The following is a 19,442-nucleotide window of genomic DNA, read 5'->3' on the forward strand; positions in this document are numbered from 1 at the left end:
AAATAAGTAATCTCCTTCTCGTATTCCCTTACTTATTAAACGTCAAAAGTACCTATCATGTAAAATGATTTTTTTTGATGTTATATATCACTTTTAGTGATACCATATAATATACAAAGGAGGGGTTACAAGATGGAGCTTAGGGACTTAGAAATATTTCAACTTGTTGCTCAAAAAGGAACTGTCACAGAGGTTGCGAAAGAACTTAGTTATGTTCAGTCAAATATTACGGCACGTATAAAAAAACTTGAAGCAGAACTAAACACACCATTATTTAATCGTCATAATAGAGGCATGAGCTTAACTCCTGAAGGAAAGAAGTTATTAGTATATTGCGAGCAAATCTTATCACTAACTAAGGAAATGAAAAAAGTAGTACAAAATAAAGAACAGCCGTCTGGTAAATTAGAAATTGGGACAGTCGAAACTGTTATTAAACTACCGATCATTTTATCTTCCTTTACTAAAAAGTATAAGGAAGTAGACCTGTCTCTTTTCTCAGGTGTAACAGAGAAGCTACAAGAGGAAGTATTAAATCATCGATTAGACGGAGCATTTGTCACTGAAACTATTCCTCACCCAGAACTTGTCTCTCATGATGTTTTTCAAGAGGAGCTAGTTTTAATATCCAATAAAGACACAACTTCCTTGGAACTGCTGAAAAACGAACCATTTTTATGCTTTAACAAAGGTTGTGGATATAGAGCAAGATTAGAAGCTTGGTATAAAGATGAAAATATAGTTCCTAGTAAGGTAATGGAGTTCGGAACGTTAGAAACAATTTTAAGCAGTGTCGTCGCAGGTTTGGGAATTACCCTAATCCCTAAATCAGCAGTTTCTCACTTAGAAGCCCGTGGACTTATCCAATGTCATTTTTTACCGACCAAATATAGTGAAATTAAAACCGTATTTATTAGGCGGTCGAATACTTACTTAACAACGACAGTCGAAAAATTTATCGAAACTATTGAATTGAGCATAGGAGAAACCTCTGAACTATTATCATTTTAATAATGAGCAGGATGACATATGTAAAGCCTAAAGTAAAAACGAAGCGTCATCTACCAAAATATAGAGATGACGCTTTTTTATAAAATATATAACTTAACTCATATTGCAAAGTCAGAGCCTGCTATGATTTCATCGGAGGATTTACGGAGCAATTCTGCCATAACAAAAGGGCCGCAATTTTTGTTATATGAATACACAATTTGATAGCCAATATGATATCCAATCCATTTAGAAAACGGTGTGTTAGGGTTTCCAAATAAGTAGAGTTGATGATTTTTAACCCCTTTTATCTGTAAGGCAGGAACAAAATGTCTTTGCCATATTTCACTTACCTCTTCTAAACGATACATATTCGTCCAAGGTGCTATCCACTTTTTACCATACAATTGCTTTACCGCAAACTCTCCAAGTCCTTCAATAATTAATGAATCATCTAAGGGAATGGCTGCAGGAAGAGAATCTAAAAATTGTAATCTACATACATGATTATACTCATGTGCTACTAATGCCTTAATCTCTTCTTTGGTAAGATCAGAAGATACGAAAAGAAAAAGTACTCTTTTATAGGCAATGCCGTTTTTACGTGGGGAGTCCTTACGCCGTTTAGTACCCTCTTTTCTAATAGGGAAAATATAAATAGAAACCTTTGGACCATCCCATAATTCTCGCAAATATTTATATTCTTGTTTTACGATATCCCAAATACTTTTGGAATCTAATTCTCTCAAGATTTTCTTTAAAGATTTCCATTCAGTTGGGTCAAATAAACCATTTTTTAAAAGTTCATATTGGATGACCTCAGAATTTACCTCCGGAAAAAACTTCATAACTGGATCGCATATAATCTCTCGTTGTAATGTCTCTACGCCTCTCCCATCTTGATCTTCGCATCTTTCCGCAAATGTAATCAGCATGTTTCTCGTTTCTTTGACCGACATGAACCCTCTCCTTTTTCGTCTTATAGCATATGTTTCTATTTTTTTTTAGTCACAGAAATATAGACAACTGTCTTTAGTAAGCCCTCATTGCCAACACAAACTGTAGTTTTGTAGAAAGAAGGTCTTATAAATGAATCAAAATGAACTATATAATCTCTGTTGCAAATATCATAGAAAAAGGGTAAGAATTGTGGATTGAGAAGGTCGCTTACATCTCAATGAAGTTACAAGAGTTAGTAGAAATATGGTGTTTTGGAGATGCTGGTCCATCTTCTTGTGGAGTACTACTCATTTAGTAGATTGAAGTGTAATGTGGCGACTCCAGCGGGGACAGTACGAGCTGAAAGCCCTACTGGAAAGACATTGTATACATATTTTTAAAAAGAGGCTGGGACAAGAACCCCAAAACAGCATTTTTCTCTGTGAGAAAAATGCTGTTTTTTTGCTGTGCACAAAATTGATTTCCATTCAAGGGACGCTTTCCACGGGCGTGGCCTGAGCCTGTAGTCTCAGGCGACACGCTATTCCCGTAGGAGTCGCCCCTCCATTCCAATCAATTTCATTAAATATCCATTATTTAGTAAAGCTTTCTCCTTATCCAATAAAATTTCTACTTCTGTTAGTATGCTTTAAATTATGCTAGTGCTTGCGTTAAATCGTCCAATAAATCTTCTACATCTTCAATTCCCACTGAAATTCGGACAAGCCCATCTGTTATGCCCAGCTCTGCACGACGCACACTTGGGATAGATGCATGGGTCATTCGAGCAGGAACTGAGATTAAACTCTCCACTGCACCTAAGCTTTCTGCAAGTGTAAAGAATCGAAGCTTCGCTAAAAGCTCATCTGCTTTCTCAGCACTTCCAACGTCAAAGGAAATCATTCCCCCGAAGCCTGTTGTCTGTTTTTTCATCAACTCATGTCCAGGATGAGTCGCTATTCCCGGATAAAATACATTAGAAACAGCTTCATGATTATTCAAAAACTCTGCAATTCGTTGTGCATTTACATTATGCTCTTCCATACGTATCCCCAGTGTTTTAATACCACGCATTAGTAGCCAAGAATCCTGTGGCCCAAGTACTGCTCCTACAGAGTTTTGCACAAAATGCAAATCTGTAGCTAACTGGTCAGAGTTTACAACAACAAGACCAGCTACAACATCACTATGACCCCCCAAATATTTGGTCGCACTATGTACGACAATGTCAGCGCCGAGTGCAATCGGTTGTTGGAAGTATGGCGTCATGAAAGTATTGTCTACTATTGTTAATAGTCCTTTTTCTTTCCCAAGCTTCGCAATTCCCTCAATATCAGTGACTTTTAATAGTGGGTTTGTAGGTGTTTCCAAGAATATCGCTTTTGTATTTTCTTTAATCTCTGCTTCTACATTCGAAATATCTCCAGTATCCACAAATGTCGCTTCAATGCCAAAGCGATTCAATACTTTGGAAATAACACGGAAAGTCCCGCCATATACATCATCTGTTAATATCACATGGTCACCTTTGCCAAAAAGCATCATAACAGAGCTAGTTGCCGCCATTCCCGATGCGAAAGCAAACCCTGCAACTCCTCCTTCTAGCTCGCTGATCAATACTTCTAATGCATGACGAGTAGGATTTCCAGTACGTGAATATTCATAGCCCTTGAATTTACCTACTGCCTCTTGTTTATACGTACTCACTTGATAAATCGGTGTCGATACTGCTCCAGTTGTTTCGTCTCCTACAATTCCTGCATGTATTAATTTCGTTTTAGCGCGCATCTTTATTCCTCCTTGAATAGTTCATAAACCTTCTGACTTAAATACCGTTCGCTTGAATCTGGAAAAATCGTCACAATATGACTTCCTTCTTTCGCTATCTCTGCTTCCTTCATTGCAGCATGAAAAGCAGCTCCAGAAGAGCTTCCGACTAGTAAACCTTCACTTTTTGATAGTGCCCTTAATTGTTGAAATGCTTCCTCGTCGCTTACGGTATGGATTGCATTAAAATACGAAGTATCCATGAATTCCGGTAGAAACTCCATTCCAATTCCTTCTGTCTCATGAGAACCTGATTCTCCACCATTTAATATAGATCCAACCGGCTCAACAATAACAGTTTTAATCGATTCTTTTTGCTTTTTTAGATATGTTGAAGTACCCATAAAAGTTCCACCAGATCCAGCACCAGCAACAAAGACGTCAATTTCACCATTTAAATCACGCCATAATTCCGGTCCTAATGTCTTCGTATACGTAGCTGGATTTGCAGGATTAGAGAATTGAGAAGGAGAGAAAGCATTTGGTGTTTCTGCTACTAGTTCTGCCGCTTTTTTTATAGCACCCTGCATGCCTAACGCTGTATCTGTATTTACAATCTCAGCCCCCAATGCACGCATCAGTGTTTGCTTTTCCACACTAAATTTCTGTGGAACAACAAAAATAACCTTATATCCTTTGCCAATAGCAGCCAAAGCAACTCCAATCCCTGTATTACCTGCAGTTGGTTCAATTATTGTCCCACCTGGCAAAAGTTTGCCTGACTTTTCTCCATCTTCAATCAAAGACAAGCCTAATCGATCCTTTACACTGCCTCCTGGATTAAGATATTCTAACTTGGCGAAAATTCGGCAATTATTAGGAATTGGTATATGTTTTATTTCCACTACGGGGGTGTTGCCTATTAAATCTTGCACACTACTAAATATGTTCATTATGCTTCCTCTATATAAATTTGACGCCATTCATCTTTTTTAGCTAGCATTTCAGAAGCTATTTCTTTCGCACCATCTAAGCTGTGACTTGCAGCCCAACCACATTGGACTTCATTGCAAGCTGGAACCTCTATTGCATTTAAAACATCCTGTAATGTTTTTTCTAAAATTTCAAGGATTTCATCAAAATCGTCATGATTGATGACAGACAAATAAAAACCAGTTTGGCAACCCATAGGACTAATATCTACTACTTGATCTGTGTGGTTGCGGATATTCTCAGCCATTAAATGCTCTAAAGAGTGGAGGCCTGGCATTTCCATATGCTCTTTATTTGGTTGTTTAAAACGAATATCGTATTTAAGGATTTCATCCCCATTGTTTCCTACTTTAGTTCCTGCAAGGCGTACAAATGGTGCTGCTACTTTTGTGTGATCTAAGTTAAAGCTTTCTACATTCATTTTTTTCATGAGTATCACTCCTTATTTTTTCGTTGCGTCCATTAACCAAACATAATCATTCATTTTCACAAATTCTACTTGAAACCCTGCTTCAGTAAATAATTCTTCTAATATAGGTATAGTCGTATAGTATTCTCTTTCTAGGTCTTCTACTACATTTAAAAAGCCACGGTTTCTTTCTTTAGAAATCTGTGCTTGTTTAGCTGCCTCTGTAAGAAAAACAGTATCTGCAAAAACTAACTTTCCATTTTTCGGTAGCAGATTCGCATATTTTTTTAGCGCTAAACCCTTTTCTTCATCTGTTAAATGATGGAACACATACGTACTTACAATTGCATCTATATGTTCATTTACTACTTTAAATTCAAGTAAATCCCCATCAATTACTTGAATAGAGGGAAAACGTTTAGCGGTTACCTCAAGCATCTTAATATTAGGTTCGATACCAATAACCGAAAAGCCTGCTTCCACTAGCTTCGCAGTTAAATTTCCAGTACCTGTTCCAAATTCAATAATAGTACCAGACACACGTTGAGCTACCTCATTTAAAATTGTTTCATAGCCATTAAATACATCACGATATTCCGGATCTTTACCAGAAACGGATGCATCGTAAGAGTCTGCCCAACCATCAAAAATATTGACAAATTCTCTTCCCATTTTTAGAACCCCTTTTTGAAACATATTATTCCTACCTGCATACTTTGTATTAGGCTTAATAGTATTAGTTATATCATATTCCAGCAAATTGTCAAATAAAAAAAGCCTCTCTAATATATAGAGAAACTCTTTTCTTATTACACTGGGATAAAAATAGGAATTGCACGTATTTAGATGAAGAACACAATTTATAGCAAAGAAGTTCCTGTCCAACTGCGAGTCATTTTGGTGAGTTATTGCCAATGAGCCGCAGTGGGAGTAAAGTTTGTTTAGTGATTAAAAATCTATGGATTGCACATAAGACCAATAGAGAAGATTTCTTTAACATGAACCACTTATACTAATTTGGTTAACAAGGTTTTTTAAAATGATCCTGAAACAATATTCCCATTGAAAAGAACAACTCGTTTTTTCGACCTTCTAGCGACAGCTTCTGCTGAACAGCTGGCATCAACAAATACAACGCTTGCCTTATCGCCGACTTGTGGCCAAACTTGATTTCCTTCCTTATCTAAAGGAGTTATACCTCCCGTGATATAGCCTAACGATTGAGATAGAGATAATTCGTCAACATGGTGGTAAAGTTCAGCTAAACGTCCAGCCTTCTCTAAATTATCCCCATTGCCAAATGGAGACCAGTGATCTGTGAGGCTATCTGTTCCTAGTTCAACTTTCACACCTTTTTCTCGAAGCATTGGAATTGGCATAATAAGATTTCCTATAGGTACTGATGAGGTAATTGATATACCTAGCTTAGCAAAGCGTTCAGCAAGTTCTGCAGAACCTTCACTCGACTCTCCAGCAAAACCAAAGGCATGACTTACGGTTACTTTTCCATGCCATTTCGCCTCTTCTGTGAGATCTGCAAGACGGTTCATAGCTAACATTCCTAACGTGTCCCTGTCATGGAGGTGGATATCTATACCTGCATTTGCTTCTACTGCAATATCCATGATTGTTTGTAATGATTTTTCGATATTATCATCAACACTCCCTGGATCAACACCACCAACTATTGTTGCTCCTTGCTTTAATGCTTGTCTAACTTGGGCAACAGAATTAGAGCGTAAAAGTCCATGTTGGGGAAAAGCCACAATTTCATGGGAAAGCTTTCCTGAAAAATTCTCTAGTGCTTGCATTGTTGCTTCTAGATTTGACAATCCAATAACCGGGTCTATGTTACAGTGAGTACGTACATGTGTCGAACCAAAACCAAGTAAAGTCTCCAATATTTTTTCTGCTCTGTACTGGGCAGTTGGTAAAAGTTTTGGCAGTAGTTCTTTTTCCTCATCGAATTTATCAAAAATACTTGTTGCTGGTTGTATTGCCTTCCATGGACCACCGTAATAAGTTTTATCGATATGTATGTGCATTTCCTTAAACGTTGGTAGCATTAGCATTTGGTTTGCATCATATTTTATTAGATCGTCATTCATATTCGTGTCGAAAGGAACAATATTCTTAATCTTGCCATCTTCCATTAGAATATGACAGATTTCTGTTAAAGTGCTTGAAATTACACCATTTTCATATTTATAACATTTTTCTAGTCGAACGTTTTTTATCCAATAGTTTTCCATATTCTTCTCCTATCCATTAAGCATTTGTAATAAAATTACCCAAAAATTACAATAACTCCACTAGAGCAGACTGCGTCTACAAAACCGTATTTGCAACAGTTAAAGACCTATTTAATATAAAAGCTACAAAAACTCCATCACTCCGCTCCAGCATGCAGAAGTATTTCTTCGATTTCTTCAAAACCTCTATCTTTCGCATTTTGAAGTGGAGTGACTCCTTTTGAGTCGGATATGTTCACATCTGCACCATGTTCAATTAATAACTTTATTGTTTCCTGGTGTATTTTACCCCCATCGCTTAGAACAATCGCTTCCATCATGGCAGTCCAACCTAAATTATTAACAAGATTCACATCGATATCGGTGTTCTCTAGAAGTCCCTTTACTACCTCCACATAGCCATGTTCTGAAGCAGGAATAAGTGCTGTGCCACCGTATCTATTTAAAAGATTTGGATTAGCACCCGCGTCAATTGTCATCCTTAAAATTTCTAAGTAGCCCTCTGCTCCCGCATATAAAAAAGGATTGTTTTTCATATCATCTTGAATGTCTATATCTGCACCATAATCGATTAAGACTTTAACTGTTTCAGGATCGTTTGCATAAGTAGCAATCATGACTGCAGTTCTACCCTTATTGTCAATAATATTTATATCTATCCCTGACTCCAATAGACTCATAATCTTAGGGACATCTCCATGTTCTGCTGCTTGAAAAAATTGTTCATTCATTTTGTCCCCATTTACCTCTGGAGTATTGTCAATTTCATTCGATTCTTTCGTGTTTTGACACCCTATTAAAAAGAATGGAATTATGAATAGAAGTAATACTTTTTTCAAAATCACCTTTTTCTCCTCTTCCTACAAGGTATTTTTCATATTTACACAGAAAATCGATAACCTGCACCCCATACAGTTTCAATAAACTGAGGATTTGCAGGATCAATTTCAATTTTTCCTCGTATTTTTCGGATATGGACAGTTACAGTCGTAGTATCTCCCGTTAATTCAAGTCCCCATATTAACTCAAAAAGTTCTTCCTTACTAAAAACACGGTTTGGACGCTTCGCAAGAAATGCAAGTAGATCAAATTCTTTACCGGTTAAATTGACTTCACTATTATTTACATAAACTCTACGTGATGTCTCATCAATTCTTAATCCTCTGATACATATTTCTTGTTTATCTTGTTGCTTATTACCACTTAAACGGTCATAGCGCGCCAAGTGAGCCTTTACTCTAGCAACAAGCTCACTTGGACTGAATGGTTTAATCACATAATCATCTGCCCCAAGACCGAGACCTCTAATTTTATCGATATCTTCTTTTTTAGCTGAAACGATTAGAATCGGTATATCCTTTACTTCCCGTACTTGTCTACAAATTTCAAAACCATCTACATGGGGTAACATAAGATCAATAATTATCAAATCATATTCAACCGTAAGCGCTTGTTCGAGACCCACCTTTCCTGAGTCAACTAGGTTAACCTCATAATCATTAATGACAAGATAATCTCTTTGTAATTCTCCAATGCTAGGGTCATCCTCAATAATTAAAATTTTTTTCAATCCGTTCACCTCTTTTTTTGACATATTTAAGTGTGAAGTAAATGTCCGTTCCTTTACCTAATTCACTCGTTGCCCAAATTTCTCCACCGTGCTCACAAATAATTTGTTTTGCTATGGCTAAACCAAGCCCACTTCCACCTGTTGTAACATTTCGCGCATTATCCTCGCGATAAAATCGATCAAAAATATACGGAAGAGCTGTAGGTTCAATCCCATTGCCGTTGTCACTAATTTTAATCTCCATATTTCCTTTATGGGTTACAGAAATTCGTAAAATCCTTTCTTCGCTTTTCATATGTTTTATGGAATTTTGAATAATATTGGCTAATACACGCCTTAATTTTTCCCTATCAGCTATCACCAATTCTTGAAAATTATCCAAATAAACATTAAATTGTACTTGGATACCATGTTCTTCAAGATCCCAGCTTAGTTCTTCAATGAAGTGCTCGATATAACGAACAATATTAATTTCTTCAAAGTTAAATTGGATCTTTCTTAGATCAAGCTTTGAAAAAAGAAATAAATCATCAATTAGGGAATCCATATCAGACGCTCTTCTGTAAATCGTTGAAAGATATTTGTCCATTTTTTCGGGAGTATCAGCAACCCCATCTTTAATTCCCTCTACATATCCTTTTATGGCCGTAATTGGAGTTCTCAAATCATGAGAAATATTTGAAATAAGTTCCTTACGGTTTTCTTCGTATTTTAACTGCATGTCTACTGATTCTTTTAATTTTTGACGCATTTCTTCAAAAGCCATACTAAGCTGTCCAATTTCATCCTTTGTAATTGCAGTCATTTTAAAGTTTAAATTTCCTTCACTTATTTCTTCTGTCGCAAATTTCAATGAATCTAAAGGTTTTACGATACTTCTAGTAACCAAGTAATTAAGTATTCCATTAGTTACAATTAATAAAAGGAGTAAAACACCAGCTAATATAGGAAATAGATTCTTTGATAATGCTGCATATGGGCTAACTTTTTTTATGACAAATATGCTACCTTCTTCTTTATCTTGATAATAAAAGTCAAATTTAACATAAGAAAAATAATATTTTCCAAAACTGATTGTATCTCTAACATTTATATTGGAAGGCTCAAAGGAGGGAAGGTCATTTGCACTTGTTATTGAGATTAGCGTATCTGTCTTATAAATCATTTCATCACCTTTACGGATAATAAGACCAGCTGGTACATCTTTTAACATCTCATCATATAACTTTAAAGGACCTTCATTTAATAATTGATTTGGTTGTTTTTTCGCTAGATATTTTAAGTCCAAAAACACATTTTCTTCTTGTGCTGTTATCGGCTTATGCGTGTAATGATTTGCAAATAAGTGTTTTACACTACCTATATCCCCTGTAATCGCTAAAATCATCAACAATCCACTAATTATAAAAAGCCCCATTGTTACAACTAACATGGCTGTATAGGATAATAACATTCTCATACGGATTGACATGCAATCCCTCCTAAGAGTAAAAATAGTCGTATTGATAGGAAAAATTATTCAAGTTTTGTGGCAACTTCCTGTGCCAACCTAAAAAGGGAACGGAAATCACCGTTCCACTTTAACTATATAGTAAATGTTGGTTTAAGGTCACCTTTATAAGATTCATGCTCAACGAATACGGTTATATCCTTGCCATCTTTGTCTTTACCAATTCTTTTATACGTAAACTTATTATTATTTAGTTCGGTAATTTCAAGAGTGGCACCATACTTATTATCTCCAACTGAAACATGAGCTCTAACTTTATTTTCGTTTACAATATCGAAGTAGCCATAATCACCACGACTTTTTCCTGTTTCAATGTTGAAAAACTCATATTTATTTGTTTTGTCATCGAATTTTGCCAGACTTATAAACATCAAATTATATTCTGTTACATCATTGCCCTCTTCATCTAATACCTTTGTTCCGTTCCAAAGTGTACTACCTAAAACTTTATCCCCATCAACGTCTTTAACAATATCTCCAGTAGTAGTGTTCAACTGCTTGTCAGGATCAGTAAAAGAAAGTTCTTTCTCTTTATAAGGAACATGTTCAACGAATACCTCTACGTCACTGCCGTTAGCATCTTTTCCCATTCTTTTATAAGTAAAAACATCTTCATTTAACTCTGTTATATCAACAACAGCCTGGTAATTCATCGACTCTGATATTAATATTCTCTTCGTTCCATCATTAGTGATAAAGAAAGTTCCTTTATCACCACGACTTTCACTTGTCATAGCATCAAAAAATTCATATCTTCCTGTTTTCAAATCATATTTAGCAAGACCGATGAAGTTTGTGTTTTCTTTTGTTAAGTCCTTATTATTTTTATCATAAACCTTTGTTCCTTGCCAATTTGTGTCACTAAGAATACTAGCCATTTCTTGCCCATTTGTTACCTTATTTTCTGACTTGTTCTCCTCTTCTGCAGTTTTAATTTCATTACTTTGCGTTTCTCCCTCTTTTATAGCATTTTCATTCTCGTTTGTTTTTGATTGACAGGCTCCAAGTAGGCCTATACTTGCAATAAGTAATATTAATAGCTTTTTCATCTTAATTCCTCCAAATTATCCAGCATTTCTACTGTTATCAATTTACACTTATTATTCGTCGACGTAATTATATTGTATCCTTTAATACTTAACTCCCTGAAAACAAAGTCTTAAGAAAGTATTAAATGTTAATTAAGAAAGAATATTATTTACAAAATGTGTTTTTCTTAAGAATAAAAAAAAAGGAATTGCCGCAGCAACTCCTTACATTATTTGAATAACAAACTTCCAGCATTTGTAGTCAGTTTGATGAATATTGTACCTAATGTTATACACAAATACTCAAGATGTCTTTATTGATTAAAAAGAGCCTCTCTTAAAGAGAAACTCCTTTCGAATTACAATGGGAAAAAAATTGGAATTGCAATCATCATGATGATGAACATAACTATTTGTAAGGGAATCCCCGCCTTGATAAAATCAAAGAATTTATACCCTCCTGCGGTCATTACTAACGCATTGGTTGGAGATGCTACAGGAGTTGCAAATGCCATGCTCGATGAAACAGCAATTGCGATTAAAAACGTATACGGATTTGCATCTAAACTAATGGCAGCGGTCATCGCTATAGGTGCAAATAAAACTGCTGTCGCCGTATTGCTAATAAATTGACCAAATACCATTGTTACGAAGTAAATACCAGCCAACACACCCACTGCTCCGAATCCACCAAGGAGATTAACAATTCCCTCGGATAAGATAACCATTCCACCCGTTTTTTCAAGAGCAGTTGCCATTGGAAGCATGGCAGCGATTAAAATAATACTCTCCCAGTTCATCTTTCCATAGGCATCATCCATATTACGAAGACAACCAGTCATCACCATTAAAGTAGCGGCTAAAAGAACAGAAATGACTGCTGGAAACACTTCGAAAACCATTAACCCAATCATAAATAACATAATAGCTCCAGCAACTGGTGCTTTTCCACTGGCAGCAGCCATACTGGCATGCTCTTTTGGCTGACCTATAATCACAACATCTTTTACTGCCCTGGATAAAAGCTCAATCTCTTCCCATGCACCTTGGACCAACAGCGCATCTCCAAATCTCAATCGTACATCAGCCATTTCAGTTAGTACGTATTCCCCTTTGCGATTAATACCTAGTATATTTAAATTATATTTTTCGCGGAAACTAATGCTACCAACCGTTTCATTTATCAAATTCGAATGCGGAGTTAATAGTACTTCTGCAATACCTAATTGTTTAGAAACGAGCTCCTCTGCATTCGATTCCTCATCATCTACCTCTAAGTGAAAATCTTTCACAAACTGCAAAGTATTCTCCAGTGGACCTTGCACGTATAGAAGATCCTTCGCCTCAATCACACTCGTCGGACCAGCCATTTCCTGATATCGAATGGGCAGAATATTCATCCCTTCCATCGATTTACGATCAATTTTTAAAATTGCTAAATGATATTTTGCAGGAAGTTTTAATTCTGCAAGCTGTTTTCCAATAATTGAGGAATCTTCTACTACACGAATGCGATGCAAGTTACCACCTAACTCATAATCTAACGCCAGTTGCTTCGGGGATAACTTATGTCCTTCACCAGCATTGTTTTTTCTTTTATCATTTGGCAGCACATATTTTCTAACAAAAAGAAAATACAAAATCCCTGTAGTTATTCCAATGATCCCAAGTGGAGTAATTTCGAAAAAACTAAGTTTCTCAAAACCATTATCTACAAGGACCTGGCTGACAATCAGATTGGCCGGAGTTGCAATTAGCGTCATCAGACCCGATAAACTACTAATATAAGATAGCGGTATCAAATATTTAGATGGACTGCTATTAATACTGATTGCAATGCTAATAACAATTGGTAGCATTAAAGCAACTACCCCTGTATTACTCATAAATGAGCCAACACTACCTGTAATGATAAGTAACAAAACAAATAATTTTTTCTCGCTTTTCCCTGACCATCTTAACAATAAATTCCCTGCAGACTGTGCAAGACCTGTTCGAACAATCCCAGCACCCACAACAAATAGTCCTGCAATCATAATGACTACCGGATTAGAAAAACCAACGAGTGCCTCTGTCGGCTCTAACACACCTGAAATAACAAAAGCCAGTAACGCAAGTATCGCTACAAGATCCGCGCGCACCCGGTTACTAATAAATAAAACAATACTTATCGCCAAAACGACAAAAGTTATAGTTAATTGCATAATAGAGCGAATCCTTTCTTACATAATTCTCCCCTCATTATATAAGAAGTATGTGGAAAGTTCCTAAGCAAAGGCACAGGTATAATGGCATTCTTAGGGAAGAAATAGATTTTGCATGTTGTACATAAGTGATTTAAACCATTTCCTTATTATAAATTGCATTAATAGAATCCCAATCAAGTGGTCTTGACATACTTACTTCACTTTTCTCCACAGACTTGAAACCAAATTGTTCGTAAAGTGTATGAGCATCTCTTGTCGCCAAATGAAAACTAGTGCCTTTCAATTTCGGGTTTTCCGTAATAATAGTCATTAACCATTTGCTAAGACCATTCCCCCTATACTCGGGAAGTATAAAGACATCTCCTAACCAAGAATATCGCACAAGATCTGATACAACACGAGCAAAACCAATTTGTTTTGGAGAACCCTTAGTTGGATCGCCATCATAAACACCATAGCATAGAATAGAGTTCTCAATTGATGCTTCTACTAGTTCTTTTGAAGTTCCTTTTAACCAATAGGATTCTTGACTTAAAAAATTATAAATAATATCAATATCCAGGTATTTTTTGTCTGTACTTATATAAAAACCATCTTTACTAACAAACTCAATATCTGCTTTCCAAACCATTTATATATTCCCCATTTCCATATATATCTCTATTTGAGTCAATTTCAAAAAAATATTAAAAAGTGAAATCCGAAAAACATTGGAATCTCCAACGCACTTTCGTGTCTCGATGCTAGCTAAACCGTAGAGAAACAGGCGTACGCTTCCCGCATCAGTCAGTAGGTTCAACTTTTAAATCGAATAATAAAGTAATAATTTTTGTTCTTAATTAAACCTACTAATTATGAAATTGACTCATTTATTATGATATTATAAATAGGCTTAAATATATATAGAATATTCATATTAATACATTTTTTCCTGATCTTACACAACACTAAAAGAAGTATCTACCCACTGTTTCCTGAATAGTTACTTCTTTTCTTAGTCTTCTTATGATGCAGTGAAAATTAATGACTAAACTCTAATATTTTCGCGTATGCACTTTCAAATAGATTAGGGTCTGGGTCTGCACCTATTTTTTTAGGAACATCAAAGTTGTTTAGTAAAAAATGATGAGTCGGTTGAACATCATGTCTTGCAAGAGAATGCTTGCAACAGGCTAGTGGACAACCATCTATAGCAATTATTTCTCTTCCTGATTTTGCAGTCCGAACTAACGGCTTAACATCTCCCCCAACACCTGCAATACAAGACATTTCTGCAATATTCTCGCGCTCCATTCTTATAGCGATTAAGTTAGCTGTTTGTGCTGCAGAGGAACACCCAGAACATGAATAAACAATTGGTAAATCCGATTTTTTCATCTTAACACTACCCCTTACTTAGTCGAGCAAAATCTGGCCTTACCCGACATACTTTTATAGTGTTTAGTTTAATACAAGTACTTTTTATCAGCAGTGATAAGCATCACTTGTGTCTATAACGATATATTTAACCTATTCTTGATAATCAGGGTGGTTATGTCTCTTGCATCCAAACAAATAACATGCCCCAGTAGTTGCAGGATCAAATTCTATTAAGGGAATATATCCAGATGACATTCGGTTAACCATATTCTCATATTCATTCTTTTCTTCTAGTAATTCTTTCATATGTGCTTCCTTATCGCTTTCTGTCCAATTATCATCACACTCTTCTTCATGAGCAGATTTGATTTCTTCAGCTTTATGTAAAATAGACTCTTGAATTACCTCATTGATGCGGAGATTATTTTTAGTTTTAAATAGAGCGTAGACAAATCGGCTTACCCAATTAGGGGTCTTCCAGTATTCTTCCCACCCCTTTTCAAACCACTGAATTGCTTCTTTAAAACAGCCTAACTCAACATACAAATCGGCAACTTCCACCTCTCCTATAAAGTCATCTGCATCTTCACTAAAAGTATCTAGTTTTTCTTTTGCTTCCGTTTTCTTATCAAGCTCGATTAGACATTTAATATGATTGAACATAACAACATCCGAATTTCCTGCCACACGCAAGAAATAATCAGATGCTTCCTCTAATTCTTTTAAATAATATTTTGCAACTGCTAAATTCTGATAAGCTTCCTTGGATGGTTGAATCGAAATTGACTCTGAAAGTGCATCCGATGCGAGTTTCCAATGTTTTTGTCTAAGGTTAATTTCCCCTAATAAATTGTATGGAAAATAAGAAGCAGGCTTCATTTCTATTACTTCTTTCAATAATTCAAGTGCTTTTTGATCATCTTCTTCTTCGTAACTGTACATCCAAGCTAAATTATTTAATGATTGGATATTTCTTGATTCCTCTACCGCTTGTCGAAAAAGTTCTAATGCCTTTTCATATTCATTTTGTTCAAATAGTTCAAGAGCCTTTTGGTTAGTACTCATTTATTTCCCTCCATCCTTCAAAGCACACCAAGTCGTAGTAGATTATTTTACATTAGATTTTTTTGATTATGGTATATTTCCTCTTAAGTATCAAGTCACAAAAAAGAGTTTAATTAGTATATATATTGCTAAACACTCCGCATTATTGAATGAATTTTCAGATATAATAAAGTAATAAATCCAACGAAGGGATTGAATTTTTTTTACATATAACTATAGCTACAATCATCATAGTTACCATATTATCTTCAATACTTCGAAAAAAGAGTTACCACAATTATTGGATACCTAGTGTTCTTCTTATAGGAATATCATTTATAATCGCTGTCATAAGCTTTTTTAAGTTAGACGATTTGGCATCAATGAGTTTCTTCTTTGTATTTATTTGTATTACAATAGGTGCGCTTAATGGCACAGCTATTTCAATGCTCACAAAAATTAAAACAGTGTAACAACCAAAAAGCAAAACGAGAATTCGTTTCGCTTTTATTGATACGCTTTCTATTCCTGCTCATTCTTACATACAATCTACTTACTCTCACTTTACCATCAATTATAGAAGTTAATTACTAATATATTTCTTCAAAATTGGCTCTAGGTATTCCTCTTTTAAAGAAAGATCATTTTGTAAAAAGGAATGAATACTCTCTTTATCTAATGAAACTAACAGAAACTCGTTAAATTCTGGCAAGTCACCTTTTTCTAATATACTCTTATTATGTTTATCTAATAATACTTGTAATTCATCCGCAGTTAAATCAACCTTTAATTCAAATATGATAGCCCAAAAATCATTTTTCCCTCCGCGCTTTATAAATTTTGGTCTAAAAGATTTTGTATAAGACTCATTAATTGATATGCCCATTTCTTCAATCAATTCTTTTTCGATACTTTTCTCCAAATTAAATAACGAACCATCTAAATCCGACTCGTCTAAACCACCGCCAGTAAATTGTAAGCGACCTGGTGTTGAAGTTTGTTTGTTCATTTTTCCGAATGCAATGTAATGGTCATTTGTTATAACAGCCGCACAAGTAAAAATTACTTTACACGGAAAATCAGTATCTTCCTGACGAATCGTATATAAGTAGTGTTTATAGTCTGTTTTTACTACCGTGATCTGTAATACATTAGGAGATTTATAAATTTCGGTAGTAGTAAAAACTTCTCCATTACGAAAATGAGGATTTATCTTTACTTGCTCATTCCAAAACTGTTGATGTTGTTCTCTTATATTTAATGGTAATTCAAAAGGGATAGAATCATATTTAACAATTACTTTAATTGGTGCTTCTTCAATTAGTATTGGCTTCATTATTTTTTATCTCCAATCCTTCAATTGTAGATCCTTTGTAAATAATTTTTTATAACAAAGTACACTTAGCATCATACTTGTAATTGCTGAGGAACTAGTAAATACAAAAATGATCAATATTTGATAACGAACTGCTTCGACTGGGTCTGCTCCAGCAATAATCATTCCTGTCATCATCCCCGGCAATTGGACAAGTCCCACTGTTTTCATCGCATCAATTGTCGGAATCATACTGTATTTGACGGAGCGTTTTAACACAACTTGCACAGCCTGGCGACTAGTTGCACCGAGTGAAAGTAAGGTTTCAATTTCTCCTTTAGAGCTTTCCGTCTCTCGCTTTAGTTGTGTTAGAAACAATCCACACGCAACCATTGCATTACCAATAGTCATTCCACTTAGCGGGATGATGTACTGTGGTGTTGCTTCTATGATTTGCAAGCTTAGTAATAGTCCCATCATTAGGATTTCCATCGTAGCAATAGAGAGAATAATTCTCCATACCACTCCTTCCATTCCTTTTGCCCGTTTTGCTGCATTAAATGCTGCGACAACAATCATGACGCAAATGATTAGGATAATGAATAGAATATTTTCTGACTGGAATACAAACTGCAAAACATACCCAACAGCAAGTAACTGTATTGCCGCTCTAACAGTTCCGATTGCAATGTCCTTCTCTAAGTCAAGCTTTTGCCAAACCGATACTAGCATCGTAATAATGACAAACAGTAAAGTAAAACTTAACGCTAGCAGGCTCATAGTTTCACCTGTGTTGGAGAGCCCGCTTGGTCGTCTAAAAACACAGACGTCTTTACATCACTTGCAAGTGTCCCATCTTCCATATACCAAATACGTTCACTAACATTTTTGGCTTGCTCCATATCATGTGTCACCCAAATAAATCCTATCTTCTCTTTTTGATGGAGTTTGAATAGTAGCTGTTCTACTAATTCCTTACTCTGTTGGTCAAGAGAAGCCGTAATTTCATCAAGAAGTAATATTTTCGGTCGTAATAGCAACGAGCGAACTAAAGCAATACGCTGTTTTTCCCCACCAGATAAATCTCCTGCATGCTTCCCCCAGTCTAAATGATCTAACCCTACTGCTTTTATCAACTGTCTTGCGTAACTTTCTTCAAAAGTACGATTATGTATTTTACTGCTGATCATTAAATTATCCAATATGGTCCCTGGAAGCATTATAGCTTGTTGGGCAACATAGCATATGTTCATACGCCATATTCTACTATCTACTTCACTCATTAATTGACCGTTGAAGTAAATCGTTCCACTATCAACAGATTCTAATTTTGCTAGAATGCGTAGGAGCGTACTCTTACCTTGCCCAGATTTACCGAGTAAGGCAATACGTTCTGGTTGTTCGATAGTAGTAGTTACATCAGAAAATAATTCACTTTTTTTCTGAGCATCCCAATGCTTTTTCATCAGTTGCTTTAATTCAACTAATGGTGTCATACACGTTCTTCCCATTCTTCTCTTAATAAACCCATTCGAATAGAGTCATAATATACTCCGTTATAGAAACGACATTTTCGTAGTCTTGCTTCCATTGTCATACCCAACTTTTCACCAACTTTAATCATGCGTTCATTACCAGACCAAGTTGTATAACCAACACGAACAAGTGGTAATTCTTTAAATAAATGATTAATCCACATTCGAAGTGCCTCTGTGCCTATTCCACCACTCCAAAAATTGTCTTCATAAATGACAATCCCCATTTCTAACCAGAGGGATTCCTCGTGCTCCCAGTAGTAACAGAGTGAACCGACCAATTCTCCATTTACATAAATACCCCACATATCATCTTGCTGGATCAATTGATCTTTCTTTTCTAAGAAATTCTCTAATGTTGTAGGAATATGCGGATAATAAGGTGCATCCCATTTTTTCCACTCAGGTGCTTCTTCCTTTGCACTTAATTCCCATAGTCTAAAAAGCTCTCCTTCGATAATAGGACGAATCGTTACATCTTTCATCATTTAACTCCATTCTATCATGCTTTGTATACATAATTT

General features: G+C 35.6%; 19 protein-coding genes. 1 reads left to right on the forward strand and 18 read right to left on the reverse strand.

The window, feature by feature from the left end:
- Positions 1-132 precede the first annotated feature (132 nt).
- Positions 133-1,011 (forward strand): LysR family transcriptional regulator, encoded by an 879-nt coding sequence (locus tag ACQCPR_RS14580; RefSeq protein ID WP_241599013.1) that lies wholly within the window; start codon positions 133-135, stop codon positions 1,009-1,011.
- 98 nt (positions 1,012-1,109) lie between these two features.
- On the opposite strand, the gene ACQCPR_RS14585 is transcribed toward ACQCPR_RS14580, so the two are convergent.
- From ACQCPR_RS14585 to ACQCPR_RS14670, 18 genes are all read right to left on the reverse strand, one after another.
- A complete protein-coding gene (locus ACQCPR_RS14585) occupies positions 1,110-1,949 on the reverse strand; it encodes a DUF2268 domain-containing protein (RefSeq protein ID WP_090566681.1) in 840 nt (279 codons plus the stop codon).
- Between the two features lie 634 nt (positions 1,950-2,583).
- On the reverse strand, positions 2,584-3,717 hold the full coding sequence (locus ACQCPR_RS14590) for a bifunctional cystathionine gamma-lyase/homocysteine desulfhydrase (RefSeq protein ID WP_427137370.1): 1,134 nt from the start codon (positions 3,715-3,717) through the stop codon (positions 2,584-2,586).
- Positions 3,718-3,719: 2 nt separating this feature from the next.
- Entirely contained in the window at positions 3,720-4,649 is a 930-nt protein-coding gene (locus ACQCPR_RS14595; RefSeq protein WP_427137371.1) for a PLP-dependent cysteine synthase family protein, read from the reverse strand.
- The gene (locus ACQCPR_RS14600; RefSeq protein ID WP_090566672.1) at positions 4,649-5,119 is read right to left on the reverse strand and encodes an S-ribosylhomocysteine lyase; all 471 of its coding nucleotides are present in this window, start codon (positions 5,117-5,119) and stop codon (positions 4,649-4,651) included. The genes ACQCPR_RS14595 and ACQCPR_RS14600 overlap by 1 nt, the downstream gene beginning before the upstream one ends.
- A 12-nt stretch (positions 5,120-5,131) precedes the next feature.
- Positions 5,132-5,770 (reverse strand): class I SAM-dependent DNA methyltransferase, encoded by a 639-nt coding sequence (locus tag ACQCPR_RS14605; RefSeq protein ID WP_427137372.1) that lies wholly within the window; start codon positions 5,768-5,770, stop codon positions 5,132-5,134.
- A gap of 362 nt (positions 5,771-6,132) precedes the next feature.
- Positions 6,133-7,350, reverse strand: a complete 1,218-nt coding sequence (locus tag ACQCPR_RS14610) for an amidohydrolase family protein (protein WP_427137373.1) — start codon at positions 7,348-7,350, stop codon at positions 6,133-6,135.
- Between the two features lie 137 nt (positions 7,351-7,487).
- Positions 7,488-8,192: an ankyrin repeat domain-containing protein gene (locus ACQCPR_RS14615; protein WP_427138956.1), complete on the reverse strand. Its 705-nt coding sequence runs from the start codon at positions 8,190-8,192 to the stop codon at positions 7,488-7,490.
- Between the two features lie 38 nt (positions 8,193-8,230).
- Positions 8,231-8,920 carry a response regulator transcription factor gene (locus ACQCPR_RS14620; protein ID WP_241598999.1) on the reverse strand — a complete coding sequence of 230 codons (690 nt, stop codon included), beginning with the start codon at positions 8,918-8,920 and terminating at the stop codon, positions 8,231-8,233.
- Entirely contained in the window at positions 8,898-10,391 is a 1,494-nt protein-coding gene (locus ACQCPR_RS14625) for an ATP-binding protein (protein WP_427137374.1), read from the reverse strand. Before ACQCPR_RS14625 ends, ACQCPR_RS14620 begins: the two co-directional genes overlap by 23 nt.
- Before the next feature lie 113 nt (positions 10,392-10,504).
- Entirely contained in the window at positions 10,505-11,479 is a 975-nt protein-coding gene (locus tag ACQCPR_RS14630; RefSeq protein ID WP_427137375.1) for a DUF4822 domain-containing protein, read from the reverse strand.
- Positions 11,480-11,817: 338 nt separating this feature from the next.
- Positions 11,818-13,662, reverse strand: coding sequence for an SLC13 family permease (locus ACQCPR_RS14635; RefSeq protein WP_427137376.1), 1,845 nt, complete (start codon positions 13,660-13,662; stop codon positions 11,818-11,820).
- A gap of 133 nt (positions 13,663-13,795) precedes the next feature.
- Positions 13,796-14,296, reverse strand: coding sequence for a GNAT family N-acetyltransferase (locus ACQCPR_RS14640; protein ID WP_427137377.1), 501 nt, complete (start codon positions 14,294-14,296; stop codon positions 13,796-13,798).
- Between the two features lie 389 nt (positions 14,297-14,685).
- A complete protein-coding gene (locus tag ACQCPR_RS14645; RefSeq protein WP_427137378.1) occupies positions 14,686-15,042 on the reverse strand; it encodes a putative zinc-binding protein in 357 nt (118 codons plus the stop codon).
- 132 nt (positions 15,043-15,174) lie between these two features.
- Complete coding sequence (locus ACQCPR_RS14650; protein ID WP_427137379.1) at positions 15,175-16,089, reverse strand: tetratricopeptide repeat protein; 915 nt, start codon at positions 16,087-16,089, stop codon at positions 15,175-15,177.
- Between the two features lie 562 nt (positions 16,090-16,651).
- Complete coding sequence (locus ACQCPR_RS14655) at positions 16,652-17,404, reverse strand: hypothetical protein (RefSeq protein WP_427137380.1); 753 nt, start codon at positions 17,402-17,404, stop codon at positions 16,652-16,654.
- 6 nt (positions 17,405-17,410) lie between these two features.
- Entirely contained in the window at positions 17,411-18,163 is a 753-nt protein-coding gene (locus ACQCPR_RS14660) for an ABC transporter permease (RefSeq protein ID WP_427137381.1), read from the reverse strand.
- On the reverse strand, positions 18,160-18,879 hold the full coding sequence (locus tag ACQCPR_RS14665; protein ID WP_427137382.1) for an ABC transporter ATP-binding protein: 720 nt from the start codon (positions 18,877-18,879) through the stop codon (positions 18,160-18,162). The genes ACQCPR_RS14660 and ACQCPR_RS14665 overlap by 4 nt, the downstream gene beginning before the upstream one ends.
- Positions 18,876-19,403 carry a GNAT family N-acetyltransferase gene (locus ACQCPR_RS14670; protein ID WP_427137383.1) on the reverse strand — a complete coding sequence of 176 codons (528 nt, stop codon included), beginning with the start codon at positions 19,401-19,403 and terminating at the stop codon, positions 18,876-18,878. Before ACQCPR_RS14670 ends, ACQCPR_RS14665 begins: the two co-directional genes overlap by 4 nt.
- Positions 19,404-19,442 lie beyond the last annotated feature (39 nt).

The sequence above is a fragment of the Psychrobacillus psychrodurans genome, assembly GCF_050209195.1.
Lineage (GTDB): Bacteria > Bacillota > Bacilli > Bacillales_A > Planococcaceae > Psychrobacillus > Psychrobacillus psychrodurans.